Raw genomic sequence first — 14262 nt, 5'->3', positions numbered from 1 at the left:
CACAATCTGAAATCAACTGAAACGGAGCAGACCTCCATGGCGGAGCCTGCCATAGGCACCCTATTGCCAAATCTGCTTCGCAACCTTCCGGGCCTGTCTGCAGAGCGAGGGCTGCTCAAGGCACGCCATGGCGAGGATGGCGTGCTGGCCTGGTCCTTGTCCGGCTGAACTGGCTTGTACTGACCGTTCTCCTTGCGGTTTTCGATCTGAGCCTGATGCTCACGGATTTCCGCGTCCAACCACTTGGCTATCTGTTGGCGCTGGGGGTCGCAGCCCTTTACGGCGTTTCAGGATACTTGAATGCTCAGTCTGCGCGTCGCGCGCACCCGCGTCTGTTCTCATTGCTGATTGGGCTTGCTCAGGCAATTCTAGGGATGAGCATCCTCACGTCTTTGACTTATGTGGCGACGGCCGCCAATCTGCCGCCACAAGACGCGAACCTGCTGGCGATCGATCGCACTTTGGACTTCGATTTTCGACAGTACCTGCAGTTCGCGAACAGTCATGAGTGGTTCATCGTCATCCTCGCCTTTGGCTATCGCTCAATTTTCTGGCAGGTCTTCCTCATCGTCATCGGCCTTCCTCTTGCCGGCTGTTGCCGCAAGACCGCCGAATTCATTCTCGCACTCATGCTTGCTCTCGTCTTGACATGCTGTATCACGACGATAGCGCCCGCAATTGGTGTTTATCACGCGTTGGGGCCGCTCCCGTCGGACTATCCGAACATCGTCCCGGACTGCTATTACGATACGGCCCGCGAGATGCCACTCATTCGGAATGGGACGTTACGCTTGCTTGATCTCGGCCGTCTCGTTGGTGTCATAACGTTCCCGAGCTTTCATGCGGCAAGTGCGATCTTGTATGCGTGGGCCTTGTGGCCCTGGCGCTGGTTTCGTCCGTTCAACATCACCATCAACGGAACCATGTTGACTGCGACTCCGATCGGCGGCGGACATTTCCTCGTCGATATGCTTGCGGGAATTATCGTCGCTATCTTGGCAATCTGTTTGACGCGAATTGCTGCTTCCACGCTTTCGTTTCGGACAAAAAGCTGCGAGCCCAGCGAAGTTTCGCCTGGCACGGCTCGGAGCCTGGAGGAGCCACGCGGATCTGCGTGGGTGCAGCGTGCAACGATCGGCGCGGCTGGTTCGGGTTGATGAGCAGCCAATTGATCGTCTGTTGGTGAATGCGGCGACAAAGGCCACGGTTCTCTGGCATTTGAACGACAACTCTGAACCCTGACGAGATCGCCAGCACGTGACGATCAGACATCGGTGGCAGCCACCAAACTTTACAGCTGCACACACACGATCACACTTCGACCGGCTATGCTCCGTCGATCATGAGCGTTGGTCGGCACAGTACTTTTTGGCAGCGGCTCCGGCCACGCGCGGCCGCATCGCCGGCGCGCATCGTCGCGGACTGCTCGACAATCCGGTTGGAGATCCGGACGAATGCCTTGCGACAGTTGGCGCTTACTGACCCAGCCGCGGCCGCCCTGCTCGAGGCGTTTGCTCCGACCAACCACGGCGACTGGGGCGGCCCGGACTATCCGGCAGTTTCACTCGATGTCGAGCAATTGCGACGGCTGCTTGGATGGTTGACTGTTGCCACACGAACCTGAAGCCTCAGCCATCAGATTGCGCATGTGAGCCGTGGCTGCATATTCCGGCCCAGCAATAATTCCGACAGCCTGTAACCAACGTTCAATTGTCTCGTCCGGCCCAAGATCGGGGTCCGTACGGCGAATAGCTGAGGCCGGCTTGCAAGCCCTGTGCTATCGTCCAAGGGCCTTCCGCGCTGACCGTACCCCTCCTGTTGGATCCTCCGAAGCCAGAACACAGCATGCCCATTTCTGATTATCTCAAGGCGATTCGCGCGAAGGTTGGGCATGACCTGGTCACCCTGACCGCGGCCTCGATCTCGATCTTTGATGTTGACGGCCGCGTCCTGCTTGGCAGAAGCAGCGAGACCGGAATATGGGGGCTTCCCGGCGGAGCAATTGACCCGAATGAACACCCGGCGGATGCCGCCGTCCGGGAATGTTTCGAGGAGACCGGCCTGCTCGTCGAGCCAACAGCGCTCATCGGCGTGTTCGGAGGGGATGAGTTTCTCGTCCATTATCCAAATGGCGATCTCACCTACTACACCGTCATCGCCTTCCGCGCAGAGGTGATCGGCGGCACTCATCGGCCCGAAGATGGCGAGATGTCAGAACTTCGCTATTTCAGCGAGCTTGAATGCACCCGCCTGGACGATATCGATGCCGCCAGCAAGGTCATCTCGCAACAGGCGTTCGCAACGTCCGCGAGCTCCTATTTTCGCGCAGCGACGTGGCGGCCTCAGCGAAGCTGAGCTTGCCATCATCCTGAGCCAAGTTGGTTGCGTGCGGCTACTCAGCGTAGCGAGGGACAATTGTTGAAGGCGTCGCGCCCCGGCTACGCCGTTGTCTGAACCAAACAGCCAGCGCCATCAGTCCAAGCGCGGACGCGAACAGCCAGCTACTGTTAGGAAGCGGCGTCACCATTTCAGCGGAAAGGCCCGCTGGCAGTCCGATGTTCAAGTTGTAGGCGAGCGTGATGATGTCACTTGCCGGGAGATTGTCGACCGCCCCGATTGCGGAGAGGTTTGCTGCAAGCACAACCGAAATGTCTCGCTGAGCGTCAGAGATGGAGTAGCCATTCCCCGAGATGGGATGAAATGGTCCACAGTTGAAGCAATTGCCGACACCGGCACCCGCCGAGCTGCCGTTTACGCTGGCGGAGGCGACACCAAGTATAAACGGCGTGATGTCCGTGGTCGTGGCAGTGGTCAGTGGCGCTCCTATCAGGTCGACCGAGAGCGTGTAGCCGAACGTAGTCGGAGCGAGTATCGAACCGTTGACCAGAAAGTCGAAACTACCGGACGGCCCGACTGCGAACGACTGACCGTCGATGTTGACGGTTCCCGTGATGTCGAAGGTTGCAGGAAGCGCCGGGTTGGAAAGCCCGAAATAGCCGAACATTGCGGCGACGAGAATACGCTTGAGACCGGACATGGCACGACCCGTATTCAACCAGAGGTATTCAGCTCGCTAATTGTGGCGGAAAATCGTTCTCCGAGTTGAACGAAGGCCAGCCACCTCAGCTCACGCGGCGGCTCGGAGGCTTCAGCGCCTGCGACCGAAGATAATTCCGAGCAAAAAGGCGACCGCCAACGAGTGAATGGGCGCGGAGCGGGTCCATGCGGCGATCCTGTCCAGCGGTGCGCCGGGCCGGCGGCCCGCTTCGATCGCGTCGACGACAGTCTTAGTCGTCGATTGCACTGTTTCGGCGACCGTTTCGACCGCCGCTGTTGCCTGCTCAAGTCGACTGGGTCCGTCCAGTCCCTCGCTGACGCTCATATCTAGGCTCTCCACACGTCTGCGGACAATGGAGTTCTGACGTTATGGTTCCCGATCAGGTCGACTGTGGAGCGAGCAAAAAAGGCCCGCCGCGGCGAACCGCGAGCGGGATCAAGTCGCGAGGCTCTGTGATCAGAAAAGGACCCCAGAGCAATGGAGCCTTATCATCCTCCAATGCACGATTGCGTTCAAAAGTGCACAAAGCCAGATCCCGTAATAATACGGCCTCTCCGCCGCGCGTGAGCTCTACACGGCAGCCGACGATGATGTACGACTCCGATGTCATGGGAGCCCCCGACCCGCCCCCAGGCTTTCCGTGGGACCGGCGCGGCCGATCGCATCCCGCGGCTAGTTGGACCATTCCGACTCGCGTTGACGCAATCAGCCGAACCGCGCTGCGCTTCAGTCGAGCGCGGCAAACTGCGAGCCATCCCGCGCCTTCCGGTCGCAGGCAGTCACCGCATCATCGAACTCGGCATTGCTGCTCCAGATCGTTTCGCGGCGGGAGTGGCGCCGCGATTTGGATCTGTCGGTAACGCGGACGAATGAGCCCGACGACCGCTCCTCGAAGCTCGCGTACCCTCGCCAGCCGCTCCAGATCTGTCGCCAGCTTGAGCCACGCGGCCCTATCGGCAGGATGCTCCGTCATCTCAGCTTTGCGAGCGCACTCCGCGGCGTCTCGACGGAGTTCGTCAGGATCGAGGCTGCACATTCAGACCTCCATTCTGGAGGGGTCGCGAGGCACATGCGTATTGGCCGCTTCTGCCCGGGGCCGGGCCTAAGCCATGCCACATCTGGTGGACACCGCCAGCGGCGAGGCGGACGTTTTCATTTTGCGGTAACAGCCAAAAGCGCCGAGCCCCGCAAAACCGATCAGCATCATGGTCCAACTCGCAGGCAAAGGCGTCGCACTGATATTGACGTTGACGTCTGCGATCCCCCAGCCCTCATCTCCAAGTCCCTGAAAGCCCGCGTGTCCGTCGGCTAAGCTGAGATAGCTGAAGGTGAGCTGGTTGGAGCCGATGTTCAAAGGGATGCCCGCGAAGCTGAACACCTCCTTGCCCCCGCCTGAGGTGATCGACGTGCCATTGTTCGTGGGGTTGGAAAGGCTGGCATTGAAGGGATTCGAATAGATATTTGCCTGAGTTCCGCTATCGCTGCCGCCGCCCAAATTGAATGTGCCGAGAAATATCTGGCTGCCATTTAATCGGACCGAAAAATCGTCTTCATAAAAATTCTGGCCATCGAGGCTTTGATAGCCATCAAGGACAAGCGACATCTGGCCCGCGGTCGCAGCCGAACCGAATTCGACGGAAAATGAGCTGTTCGTGGCCAGGACGGGGCTCGCCCCCGGATATATTGTGCTCGCTTGTGCGCCAATCGCCAAAGCCGCTGCTGCAGCCAGACAGCACCCGAACATCAAACGCATCACACCCCTCCCTTAAGAGCGATTTTTTCATTAGTTGAAACGCGTGATGCACAAACAAGAATTATCGAGAGTTGGTTTCCTGTAAATCACATATATTAGAATTTAGAAGAGGAACTCTCCGGAATCGGATTTTGGTTGCTACCTTTTTAATCTGCAACCAACGCATTAAATGCGCCGCGGAAATGCAACCGTCGGTTATTTGCCTGTGTGCAAACGTCCGACAAGCTTGGTTTGCACTTTTTCAAGGTTTCTTGTGAGTTCAACGAGATCCGTCTCGCTCATGGTCACGCGAGAGCCCGTGCGTTTGAGTTCGGCGACCTCGACCCGCACCCGCCTAAGCTGTTCTTCACACCTGTTCAGCAGCTTGATCAGGTCCGATGCCTGGCACTGCCCCACCATGCTCACGCGATCCAATCGAGATTTTTGCGTCGACAAACAGAATGACCCATCGGCGTTTTGCATCGGTCCGAACTCTCCTCCGGGCAATTGCCCGAACCTCTCGAAATCGCGAACTGCGGCATAAGTTCCTAGTCCTGGACTGGAACTTTTCTCGAGCCAGGTCGCGTGAAGGTCGGCCCATTGCGGCCACGCCCAGGCGTGGACACCCCGGAAGCATCAGACTTGCTCGCGGCAAAAGTCGCGCTTGGTCGCCCCCGTGCTTTCGTCGCCGTCGCACCTGCCCCGCTCCCCGACCGCGACTATATCCGGCCAGCGCGATTCGGATCGAATGATTCGACGAAAGCCGTGACATTCGACAAGGAAAATTCCGGCGCGCATGACCGGCATAGGCAACGGATGCGTTGGGATTCTCATTCGCTGCTCCGCTCAGGCCTCACGCGGACGGAGCCGGCGAGCCTGGCAGCAATCGTTTAGATCGAGAGCGTCCTCTATCGCACTGGTCCGGACGAAGCAGCCGAACTGAAGGGGCGCCAATGGATTGCGACCGAGCCGTTGAATTTGGGACGCGACGCGGCCTGAAGATAATCCGCTCCCGGTCTTTGAACCCCAGCGTGCTCACCGACACCGCTCAAATCGACTTCAGTCAAAGCCCAATCAAATCGGAACCCCGGCAGCCGATGGTTAATCACATCTGAGAAGATGAAAATACCGGGCCTTGTTCGGGCGCGTGCTGCGCGTCAAGGTGTCGCATGCGTGTTTGCAAAGGTGACCCGATTTGTCTGATCTATTATTTCCAATGATGTCCACTGCTTATGACGAATAAGTTTTCGAACCATTCTAATCTTGGCAATTCATTAGGTCGATCGTGGAAAGTTCTCTTTTTCATGAGCCGTGGTGGCTGTCTGCCGCAACCAACGGACAATACGAAGAAGCGATCGTGAAGCGAGACACTTCCATCGTGGGTCGTCTTCCTTACGTCACTACCTACCGTGGCCCCTTCCGTCTCATTCGAATGCCCGCCCTTACACACATATTGGGACCGGCCGTCGATGCCGGTTCGGGCAAGCCGCAAACGAAACTGATTCAGCGGGCGTCAATCACCCGCGCGCTGATCGACCAGCTGCCGCCGCGGTCTTTCTTTTATCAGCACATCGATCCCTCGTTGGACGATGGTCTCGCGAATGTTGACGGCCTGGTGTTTCAGGAGCGCAAGTTCTCTGTCGGGCCACAATATACGTTCGAAGTCGATTGCCGACTGGAACCGAGCACTCTTTGGTCTTCCATGTCGCAGAAGACAAGGCAGCCGATCCGCCGGGCAGAAGAGAAATATACCGTCCAGGACATTTCCGACCCGGCGAGCTTCGTGAAGTTCTATCTCGCCAACCTAAAGGCTCGCGGGCAGCGAAACCGGGTCGATCTGGCCAACTTTCCAGCCCTGTTTTCCGAATGTCGCACCCGACAATCCGGCACCATTCTCGGCGCGTTCGATCATGATTCAACCCCGATCGCGATGACCTTCGTCGTGTGGGGCCACGGAACCATGTACTATCTCCTTTCAACACGAGCCCTCGCTGCGGACTATGGCGCCGTCAGCCTCTTGCTTTGGACCGCGATGCAGGAGGCGCACAAGCTGGGGCTCGTCCTGGATCTTGATGGGGTTTACTCCAGCGGCACCGCGCGGTTCTTGAGCGGGTTCGGCGGGCGCCTCAAGACGCGCCTGGTGATCAGGCAAAGCCAGCCGCCTTACAGTCTCTTGCAGCTCGCGCACCGATACTACGCTCGTGACGAGACCCATTATTTCACATGACCTCGCCGAGTTCCGTCATCGATCTCTTCATGTCGCGCAGGACCTCAACGATGAGTGACAATCTGTTCGGTGTCCCCGGCCTCGACGCGCGTTCGCACGTCGTCGAATTGCGACGATCGGATCGCGGCACGCCGCTTGTTTGCTTTCCCGGATCCGGTGGCGATCCGCGGATCTTTTGCGAGATGGCAGCAGCGCTGGGGGAACCGCAATCAGTTTATGCAATCAATATGGAATGGCTGTGCCACGCGCGCGGTCGATTTACCGTCGAGCAAGTCGCGGCGCTTTATCTGGACGTGGTCCGCTCGATCAAGGGAGCCGGGCCTTATTGTCTTTGCGGATACTCCTTCGGCGGGATCGTTGCCTATGAAATAGCACGGCGCCTACAAGAGCAGGGTCATCGTGTGGCGTTTGTCGCCTTGCTTGACTGTCCAAACCCGTCCCTTGAAGCCGATCTTTCGCCGGCCGCTTCGGCGGAGTTTCGACGCGCCTATCTGGCGGACCGGCTCGGTCGCTACGCCCACCATCTCCTTCGCGGCGATCTGCGCGCATTCGCCGGCCGTGCCCTTGCATTCCTGATCTCGCGTTCGTCCGAACGGCTGATGCCGCTTATCAAGGCCGCATTTCGGATTGCGAACAGACCCCTCCCCGCCATCGTCCAATCCAATGATCCCGGCTTCTTGCATGCGTGGAAATCGTATAGGCCGCCTTCCTCGTCCAGCGACCTGGTTTGCTTCCGTATTGAAGACCGCGGTGCCGAGCACGATCGCGATCCCTCGATGGGTTGGGCGGGATACACTTCGGGCAATATCGACGTACATGTTGTCCCTGCAGATCATGTGGGAATGATGAGCGCACCGTCCGTCAACATGATCGCCGAGACTCTGTCTAGTTGTCTGCGAGACTCAAACTCTTTCGGTTTGGCTCCCGGCCACTCTAAAAAGCCCTTAGCACCGTCCGGGTAAATAGCGCGAGCGAATAGAACTCCAATGCACCGTACTTCTGTCGATAGTTTGCTTGCATCTGCCGACGCCCCTGGAGCTCCTGTCTTGCTTGCTCCTCGGTCCGCTCAGGTGAGTGCATGAGCGACGGGCTGCCGACACGGTATCGGATCGCGGTGCGATCGAGGAAAAGAGCACCACATTCGCGCATCGCGCGCACGTGAAAATCCGCATCCTCCATCAGTCTTATGGCGGGGTCGAAGCCGCCAATCCGTGAAACGCACTCACGGCGGATGACCGATGCGCTGCACACGAGAAGCGCGTTGTCGAACAGCATTGATCCGACATAAGCCAGCCGCGCGCCAAATCGCCTGCTGCTGGCCGCTTTGCGGGCAGCCTCGGCGAAGTATCGGCGTTCATGCTCCAGTTGCTTCGGTGAGGCAGACCCGAATGGTTCAATCTGTCCAAAAACAAGCCCGACGGACGGATTGGCTTGTAACGCGCTCTTCACTGCGGCGTAGTGGCCCTCCGTGACCACGTCATCGTCGTCCAAAAAATGGACAAAAGCCCCGCTGGCAAGCGGCCAGCCAAGATTACGGACAATGCTAGGAATACCGCCGGTCGGGTTCGGGTTCTTCAGATAGACGATGCGCTCGTCCCTGAGATCTCGGATCGGTTCCTCGGCCGATCCTTCGGGACTGTCGTCAATGATGAATACTTCGACGGAAACGTCTTTTTGGCGAAGAACACTTGACACCGCTTCTAATAGAGGAAGCGGCCGGCGGAAGGTTGGGATCACAACCGAAAAATCGCAATTCATAGTCTCTAAAAATCGCGAGCTAACAACTATGCAATTAACTATTAATAGCTCTGCTCCCCAGGCTTGCCAAGCTCGGTCCGCTGCTGTTCACAAATGCTTTGGAGAGGTAACCGGTGCATCGAGAAGCGGCGCACGGAACGCAGAGACCTCGGTTAGAACGGAACTCCGGTGGCCCCGAGAGACGCCCCGCCTGCGCTCGCTCGAACTGATCCTCAGCAGCCGGTATAACGAGGGTCGGGCTCCAGCATTTCCTTGATGTAGGCTGCCCCCAGGCTCGCGAGAGCTTGCTCGTCCCGCTTACCCGTCGAGGCGAGCAGGTCCAGGTACAGCTTCAATCTTGTCCGAGCGAGCTCCGAAGAAACACCGGACGAGTGCAGAATTGCTTCGACAATGTCATTCACGCTCGCGCCCCATGAACAATGCACGCACCTGCAATAGCGGCAGTGCAGCATCGTTCATTCCGGCCGTCAATAAACCTTTGGTCGTCACATACCGAGATCACCCCGGGTCCGAGTGTCGACCCGCTTCGTCGGACCGTGATCGTGCCGGGCTGATGCCCAGATGGTATTTGAATACACAGTCACTTCGCGTGGATCAGGACGCGCCGAGGACCTAAGCGATGGCCCTCGGCCTCCACCAGTCGTTGATCAGGCCTTCGCGGACGCACGCGTGATCGAGAAGATCGGGTCGATATTGCTTCGGAAGCGCGGCTTCCAATCGGCTCACAGCACGAGACGCCTCGATGGCGTCTTCCTTGTCTGCGAATCGCCGCGCATCAATCAGCCGAATATTCGGCATCATGTGCTGAAATCCGAAGTTTGCGAGGCCGCCCAATTGAAGGATCTCGACCAGCGAGAGATCCAACCGGATCCGCCCCTCAGCGGGGGCTTTGCGCCTTACTCCCGCGGAATGTCCTTTGAGCCAGCAGGCGTCTCCGAGCGCCGCGCCCAGAGCCCAGAGCCGCGCATGGATCGCATCTTCAGTGAGGTCTTGCCGTCGCGCGGCCTCGTCTAACACGATCTTCAGCTCTGCTTCCGCTTTTGCCACATCGCTGGGAAGCGTCTTTTCATCGAGCTGAGATGTCATCCCTAAACGAATCTGCTCCGTGGCCTCTCGTATCCCCCGGATACGCCCTCTTTCGTAATATGAGCGCCCGATCGACCAACTGCACCACGCCAGAGTGGCAGTTAACCCGAGCAGTATCCAAAGCAGTAAATCCACGGCCCCACCCCAATTCTGAACATACCCCCATGGTTAAGAATAGCTCGTCCGAGTTAAGGACTTATGGAGCAACTAACGCAAACTTCACCAACTTACCTCGAAATTGGCGCGAATTTACCTAATCACAAGTCATGAGGAGAACGATCGAGCAGTAAGGGGAGAAGGTCATGGCTGATCCTATTGCCTGCAGGTGCGACAACACTCACATTCAGGCAATATGCGAGGAGCTCGGCGATCGCCTTCGTATGCATCTCGATCGGACGGCTACGCCAGCTCCGCCCAGGCTATTGTCCCTTTTGCTGCAGCTTCAGCTGACTGATTTCGAAGTAGCGTCGAATCCGGCGACCCCAGCAATCCCCCTCCGCGCAGGTCGACGTGATCGATGATACCGGCGCAAGCGTGCGACCGGGGACGGTACTGACATTCAGCTCAGCAATGACGCCCCCCTGCTAACGGGCGTATAGGGCGAACTTTCAGATTTCACCGAAACATGCTGGAAAGATTTATCCGTTAGTCTACTCGTGTTCATTTCACATTTGAGATTTCACATGACGGCAATTGGCTACAGTTTGGTTGGCGAGACCACGCGCGAGTCAGAGCTCGCGATCATCCTCGCTTTCAGTCTCGCCGGGCTCGTTCTAAGCCTCGCCTGCGTCTATTTCGGCTTCGACTTCGGGACCAGCATTCCCGGTTGATGCGACCGGAAGGCTGCACAGCGGTAGCGATGCTCATCGTCACTGGTGCGCGAGCTTCAGCCTGGCCGTAGCAGCCAGATGGTCCAGCGACGCCGCGCATGAAATGATTAGTCGCTAGCGCGACGGGGGCTTTGGCAACCTGTCGGGATCGAATTTGACGGGAGCCCACTCGCGGCGCGGTTCGGAATCGTCCGGCTGCGACAGGATGAGCGTCGCCTCGAAGGGCATGCCGGGCACTTCGTCCGCAAAGCCCGTGCAGGTGGCCAAGGTGCCCTTGAAGCGCCCGGTGACTCGCAAGGTCAAATCGTCAATCCCGAAAACGGTCGCGTGGCCCGGCGTGTGGCGTTTGGTGCGAAGCACCGCAGTGAATTGCTCACCGTCGGTTTCGTAGGTGCCGTCATAGGTCATGATGCTGTCCCGGCCCGAGATCCTGCCGGCCTCGCAATGAAGGACTCCTGTTCCCTCGCCAATCGGCGTTTTGAACCAGGAAGCGTAGGTCCCGTCTCTCAGCATCCGCATCACTTTCGGTTTCAATTGGACGGACTCTGTCAAACGCCCATTAATGGGCGATGAACCAACTTGAACAGGAACTTGCGGCAGTGATCTCTGTGCCTGCCGCGACAAGTGTATGAGGCCAGTGTCTTGGGCGTTGCGAGCGGCTTCAAGCTCCGAGCTCGAGCCAGTTCATGATGCCGCATGCCCTGCATTTGAAGATGCGCGCCGACTTGCCCGTGCGAGGAATCAGGATGCTTTGCACCCTCTCCGGAAGTTGGCCGCATGCCCGGCAAGGCGGACCGTCTCCCCGCTGGGCCGGCGCGGTGCAGGTATGATCGGTCATGATCGAGCCCTTCAGTTGCACCCCGCTCCCCTGACCAGTTGAATACGAAAATCCGCAACAAGACTATTGCGGTAAATTACGGAGCATCCCGATCAGTCTGTCGAACGAACCAAGTCATCTCACCAAGCCGTTGCGCAGCGTGCCTCCCCGTTCCCGCCGACGTGACGGATCGTGAGGCCCGCTCGGGTTGGAGCGACGCGGCGCCTGCCCCACATGAAGTCCGAAGCTGTCGCCTGGAGCCGGTTCGATGCGTCGGATTGTTGCCTTGGTCTTTCCTTTGGGCGTTGCGATCAGCTTGATCGTGCCGGCTGCCGCTGCACGGGTGCATCATCCGCGCGCACGCCATCATGCGGTGCCTCGTCCTGTTTCTGGCGACGTGATCGTACCCGGCTGGTACAGGTTGCCCGGCTACCGCCCAATCCCGCCGGAGGAAAACCGGAATCTCGACCCGTCCAATTTCGGTGGCGGCTGACTACCACGCGACCGGACGGACAAATCTGGATCGAACTCGATGCCCCTTCGCGACCGAGCCACGCGCTCGCCCGGGCGCGTTGAAGAGGCCGGATGCTGTCCGTAACAGAAAGCGCAACTAAGGCACGTCGCCCCGCTTGCGGCTGCCGCCGATCGCATGCGGCTTGTTCCAGAAGTACTCCCGGTTGCCCGTGGCGGCTTCCGCATATTGGTCGATCGCGACAATGATCGCCTGAACGTGGTGATAGCACCAGCCTTCCCGGGTTGCCTGGCGGCGGACCTCATTGAGGACTTTCAGAAAAGGCGGGGGATCCGTTTCGTCGTCAAACCATCGGCCCTGCATGTCGACCTCCATCAGCGAAGGCCAACTAGAACAAACAGCGAACATGCAATCAAGCATCCAGAGGTAGTTCAACGACCCATGGGAGCGCAGTAATCATCAGCACGCGGGCGCGTTATGAGTGATGGCGTGCACATAAACCAGCCCGGCACATCGGAATACCGATCGCGCCGAGGAGACAAGGGAAATCTCCTGCAGAGGATCTCGCGCCGGCGCTGCGCTGACGCCCGCCGCGCGGCGCGGCGCTATGCGATCCGTCGACAATGCTTCTCGCGGTTGGCTGAAGAGTGGTTTGCCCCGACAGGTACGTCGTCACATTCTGACCTTGCCAAGCCCGGCCGTAGCGGCCCTTATCGGCGTGCGCCAAAAAAATCGTTTCGATAGCGCATCAACAAATCATCGCGCAGGGGCGTCCGCGTCTATTCGCTTCTGCCGAACGGTCACCGCAACCTCCAATCTCGAGTGTTTGCAAGGATCGCATGAATCCGCCGGTTGATCTGGTTGAGAACGTCGTTGTCTGCTGCAGTTAGACCCGCAATGCGCGATCGTTCTGCCCTTCACAGCCCACGAGGCGTGGAGATCGCCGCCGCAATAAGCCGCGCGGATTGACGCAGATCAACGCGTCGGCCGCGCGCGGGCGGTTGGCTCATCATGAGTGAAACGAGACGATACGCAATGACATCAGCCGACGCCACAGATGACGCCGCAATCCCCGAAGCCACGCCCTATGAGTTGATCGGCGGCGAGCCCATCGTGCGGCGGCTCGCCGATCGCTTCTACGAGATCATGGATAGCGATCCGGCTGCGCAGCGCATCCGCGCCATGCATGGAGCAGACCTCGGCCCGATCAGACAGATGCTGTTCGAATTCCTGAGCGGCTGGCTCGGCGGCCCGCCGCTCTATTTCGACCGCACCCCACACCGTTGCATCATGTCGGCGCATCGGCCTTATCCGATCGGCGAGGTCGAACGCGATGAATGGATGAAATGCATGCGCGCGGCGATGGACGATTGCGATCTGCCGGCGGACATGCGCGCCCTGCTCGATCAAGCCTTCCAGCGCATGGCCAACGTCTTGCGCAGCCGCTGACCACGCGTACTCGGTTAAGGAAAGTTTGCATCAGTCGCCGCGCCAGGCGGTGACATGCTACTGCGCCTTCTGAGCCTCGCGCGCGAGCCGCTCCGCCCTGAGGCGTTCGCGGTTGGCGTGAAATGCCCGCTGCGCCTCGCGATATTCGCGCATCGCCTGCTCGGCATCGGCCCTGCGCGCCGCATCGCGGGCGCGGCGCTCTTCGGGTGTCAGAATCCGCGGGGTCCGGTCTGCAATCTTGTCCGACATGGACTGTTAACGCAAATCGCGGGCAAGCGTTCCAGGCGAAGGTCAATTCGCACCTCGGCGACAGCCGTTCGGCCGCGACAGCCGCGAACAAAACGCGTCCTGCTTGACGAACGGGGTCACAAGCCCGACAAATTCATTGCGCCCAATTGTCACAGCGGAGGTGGCGCGTGAGACATATCGATGCCGTCGTCATGTTCGTCAGCCTGTGGCTCCTGGCCTCTATGCTGCTCGACGCCCTGACCCCGGTCGAGCTGACCGTCTATATGATCGGCCCGGCATTGGCCCCGGCCATCATCGCCACGGCTGTCCTGTATTGGCTGCGGATTCCGCCGCTCGATTTTGCGGTGGCGTTCGCAACGGTCTGGATGGCATCCGAGATGGTACTCGAAATGATCACGCCCAAGCCGCTCTCGCCGCTGCTGGCGATCATCGCCGTCGCGCCGCTGCTGATTGTCGGCGGCGTCCTCAACGTCCAAACCTGGTACCGGTCAAAGCGCCGGCCGCAATCGGTCCTGCCCGCATCGATGCCCGACCTTTCGCCATCGCCGGGCCCCGCCTCCAAGCGTCCCCATCCCGTCTGAACA

Annotated in this window: 18 protein-coding genes; 8 read left to right on the top strand and 10 right to left on the bottom strand. The window is 59.1% G+C overall.

Features of this window, described 5'->3' with window-relative positions; genetic code table 11:
- The first annotated feature begins 215 nt into the window (after positions 1-215).
- Both ACQR1W_RS01350 and ACQR1W_RS01345 read left to right on the top strand, forming a co-directional pair.
- Positions 216-1157: a phosphatase PAP2 family protein gene (locus ACQR1W_RS01350; protein ID WP_434849138.1), complete on the top strand. Its 942-nt coding sequence runs from the start codon at positions 216-218 to the stop codon at positions 1155-1157.
- 661 nt (positions 1158-1818) lie between these two features.
- Positions 1819-2355 (top strand): NUDIX domain-containing protein, encoded by a 537-nt coding sequence (locus ACQR1W_RS01345; RefSeq protein WP_434849137.1) that lies wholly within the window; start codon positions 1819-1821, stop codon positions 2353-2355.
- A gap of 37 nt (positions 2356-2392) precedes the next feature.
- Here the strand turns inward: ACQR1W_RS01345 and ACQR1W_RS01340 are convergent, their stop codons facing one another.
- From ACQR1W_RS01340 to ACQR1W_RS01325, 4 genes are all read right to left on the bottom strand, one after another.
- A complete protein-coding gene (locus tag ACQR1W_RS01340; RefSeq protein WP_434849136.1) occupies positions 2393-3037 on the bottom strand; it encodes a hypothetical protein in 645 nt (214 codons plus the stop codon).
- A gap of 111 nt (positions 3038-3148) precedes the next feature.
- The gene (locus ACQR1W_RS01335) at positions 3149-3382 is read right to left on the bottom strand and encodes a hypothetical protein (protein WP_008967589.1); all 234 of its coding nucleotides are present in this window, start codon (positions 3380-3382) and stop codon (positions 3149-3151) included.
- A gap of 778 nt (positions 3383-4160) precedes the next feature.
- The gene (locus ACQR1W_RS01330; RefSeq protein WP_434849135.1) at positions 4161-4811 is read right to left on the bottom strand and encodes a hypothetical protein; all 651 of its coding nucleotides are present in this window, start codon (positions 4809-4811) and stop codon (positions 4161-4163) included.
- Between the two features lie 195 nt (positions 4812-5006).
- A complete protein-coding gene (locus ACQR1W_RS01325) occupies positions 5007-5273 on the bottom strand; it encodes a hypothetical protein (protein WP_434849134.1) in 267 nt (88 codons plus the stop codon).
- An 802-nt stretch (positions 5274-6075) separates the two neighbouring features.
- On the opposite strand from ACQR1W_RS01325, the gene ACQR1W_RS01320 reads away from it, so the two are divergent.
- The gene (locus ACQR1W_RS01320; RefSeq protein WP_434849133.1) at positions 6076-7017 is read left to right on the top strand and encodes a GNAT family N-acetyltransferase; all 942 of its coding nucleotides are present in this window, start codon (positions 6076-6078) and stop codon (positions 7015-7017) included.
- 50 nt (positions 7018-7067) lie between these two features.
- The gene (locus tag ACQR1W_RS01315; RefSeq protein ID WP_434849132.1) at positions 7068-7979 is read left to right on the top strand and encodes an alpha/beta fold hydrolase; all 912 of its coding nucleotides are present in this window, start codon (positions 7068-7070) and stop codon (positions 7977-7979) included.
- Here ACQR1W_RS01315 and ACQR1W_RS01310 read toward each other — a convergent pair.
- The 3 genes from ACQR1W_RS01310 to ACQR1W_RS01300 form a co-directional block, all read right to left on the bottom strand.
- Positions 7951-8775 carry a glycosyltransferase family 2 protein gene (locus tag ACQR1W_RS01310; RefSeq protein WP_434849131.1) on the bottom strand — a complete coding sequence of 275 codons (825 nt, stop codon included), beginning with the start codon at positions 8773-8775 and terminating at the stop codon, positions 7951-7953. The two genes, ACQR1W_RS01315 and ACQR1W_RS01310, sit on opposite strands and share 29 nt — an antisense overlap.
- 212 nt (positions 8776-8987) lie before the next feature.
- Positions 8988-9176, bottom strand: coding sequence for a hypothetical protein (locus ACQR1W_RS01305; RefSeq protein WP_035980838.1), 189 nt, complete (start codon positions 9174-9176; stop codon positions 8988-8990).
- A 211-nt stretch (positions 9177-9387) separates the two neighbouring features.
- The gene (locus tag ACQR1W_RS01300; RefSeq protein WP_434849130.1) at positions 9388-9861 is read right to left on the bottom strand and encodes a hypothetical protein; all 474 of its coding nucleotides are present in this window, start codon (positions 9859-9861) and stop codon (positions 9388-9390) included.
- A gap of 683 nt (positions 9862-10544) precedes the next feature.
- On the opposite strand from ACQR1W_RS01300, the gene ACQR1W_RS01295 reads away from it, so the two are divergent.
- Complete coding sequence (locus ACQR1W_RS01295; protein ID WP_434849129.1) at positions 10545-10691, top strand: hypothetical protein; 147 nt, start codon at positions 10545-10547, stop codon at positions 10689-10691.
- A 114-nt stretch (positions 10692-10805) separates the two neighbouring features.
- Here the strand turns inward: ACQR1W_RS01295 and ACQR1W_RS01290 are convergent, their stop codons facing one another.
- Entirely contained in the window at positions 10806-11099 is a 294-nt protein-coding gene (locus ACQR1W_RS01290; RefSeq protein ID WP_434849128.1) for a hypothetical protein, read from the bottom strand.
- A gap of 677 nt (positions 11100-11776) precedes the next feature.
- On the opposite strand from ACQR1W_RS01290, the gene ACQR1W_RS01285 reads away from it, so the two are divergent.
- Positions 11777-12001, top strand: coding sequence for a hypothetical protein (locus ACQR1W_RS01285; protein ID WP_434849127.1), 225 nt, complete (start codon positions 11777-11779; stop codon positions 11999-12001).
- Between the two features lie 117 nt (positions 12002-12118).
- Here ACQR1W_RS01285 and ACQR1W_RS01280 read toward each other — a convergent pair whose 3' ends face one another.
- Complete coding sequence (locus tag ACQR1W_RS01280; RefSeq protein WP_434849126.1) at positions 12119-12343, bottom strand: hypothetical protein; 225 nt, start codon at positions 12341-12343, stop codon at positions 12119-12121.
- 672 nt (positions 12344-13015) lie between these two features.
- On the opposite strand from ACQR1W_RS01280, the gene ACQR1W_RS01275 reads away from it, so the two are divergent.
- Positions 13016-13429 (top strand): group II truncated hemoglobin, encoded by a 414-nt coding sequence (locus ACQR1W_RS01275; RefSeq protein ID WP_008967605.1) that lies wholly within the window; start codon positions 13016-13018, stop codon positions 13427-13429.
- A gap of 57 nt (positions 13430-13486) precedes the next feature.
- Here ACQR1W_RS01275 and ACQR1W_RS01270 read toward each other — a convergent pair whose 3' ends face one another.
- The gene (locus ACQR1W_RS01270; RefSeq protein WP_008967606.1) at positions 13487-13678 is read right to left on the bottom strand and encodes a hypothetical protein; all 192 of its coding nucleotides are present in this window, start codon (positions 13676-13678) and stop codon (positions 13487-13489) included.
- A gap of 191 nt (positions 13679-13869) precedes the next feature.
- Here ACQR1W_RS01270 and ACQR1W_RS01265 point away from each other — a divergent pair, with 191 nt between their 5' ends.
- Positions 13870-14259, top strand: a complete 390-nt coding sequence (locus ACQR1W_RS01265) for a hypothetical protein (protein ID WP_050886354.1) — start codon at positions 13870-13872, stop codon at positions 14257-14259.
- Positions 14260-14262: the final 3 nt, after the last annotated feature.

The sequence above is a fragment of the Bradyrhizobium sp. HKCCYLS1011 genome (assembly GCF_051167795.1).
Lineage (GTDB): Bacteria > Pseudomonadota > Alphaproteobacteria > Rhizobiales > Xanthobacteraceae > Bradyrhizobium.
Note: the sequence above shows the minus strand (reverse complement) of the source record. Positions and strands in the feature narration are given on the sequence as shown.

Bases quoted from the DNA above. Each gene is read 5' to 3' on its own strand.
- ACQR1W_RS01335 (WP_008967589.1), bottom strand. From the start codon at position 3,382: ATGAGCGTCAGCGAGGGACTGGACGGACCCAGTCGACTTGAGCAGGCA.
- ACQR1W_RS01275 (WP_008967605.1), top strand. From the start codon at position 13,016: ATGACATCAGCCGACGCCACAGATGACGCCGCAATCCCCGAAGCCACG.
- ACQR1W_RS01340 (WP_434849136.1), bottom strand. From the start codon at position 3,037: ATGTCCGGTCTCAAGCGTATTCTCGTCGCCGCAATGTTCGGCTATTTC.
- ACQR1W_RS01290 (WP_434849128.1), bottom strand. From the start codon at position 11,099: ATGACCTATGACGGCACCTACGAAACCGACGGTGAGCAATTCACTGCG.
- ACQR1W_RS01330 (WP_434849135.1), bottom strand. From the start codon at position 4,811: ATGCGTTTGATGTTCGGGTGCTGTCTGGCTGCAGCAGCGGCTTTGGCG.
- ACQR1W_RS01280 (WP_434849126.1), bottom strand. From the start codon at position 12,343: ATGCAGGGCCGATGGTTTGACGACGAAACGGATCCCCCGCCTTTTCTG.
- ACQR1W_RS01295 (WP_434849129.1), top strand. From the start codon at position 10,545: ATGACGGCAATTGGCTACAGTTTGGTTGGCGAGACCACGCGCGAGTCA.
- ACQR1W_RS01285 (WP_434849127.1), top strand. From the start codon at position 11,777: ATGCGTCGGATTGTTGCCTTGGTCTTTCCTTTGGGCGTTGCGATCAGC.
- ACQR1W_RS01315 (WP_434849132.1), top strand. From the start codon at position 7,068: ATGAGTGACAATCTGTTCGGTGTCCCCGGCCTCGACGCGCGTTCGCAC.
- ACQR1W_RS01270 (WP_008967606.1), bottom strand. From the start codon at position 13,678: ATGTCGGACAAGATTGCAGACCGGACCCCGCGGATTCTGACACCCGAA.
- ACQR1W_RS01310 (WP_434849131.1), bottom strand. From the start codon at position 8,775: ATGAATTGCGATTTTTCGGTTGTGATCCCAACCTTCCGCCGGCCGCTT.
- ACQR1W_RS01300 (WP_434849130.1), bottom strand. From the start codon at position 9,861: ATGACATCTCAGCTCGATGAAAAGACGCTTCCCAGCGATGTGGCAAAA.
- ACQR1W_RS01265 (WP_050886354.1), top strand. From the start codon at position 13,870: ATGTTCGTCAGCCTGTGGCTCCTGGCCTCTATGCTGCTCGACGCCCTG.
- ACQR1W_RS01325 (WP_434849134.1), bottom strand. From the start codon at position 5,273: ATGCAAAACGCCGATGGGTCATTCTGTTTGTCGACGCAAAAATCTCGA.
- ACQR1W_RS01350 (WP_434849138.1), top strand. From the start codon at position 216: ATGCTCACGGATTTCCGCGTCCAACCACTTGGCTATCTGTTGGCGCTG.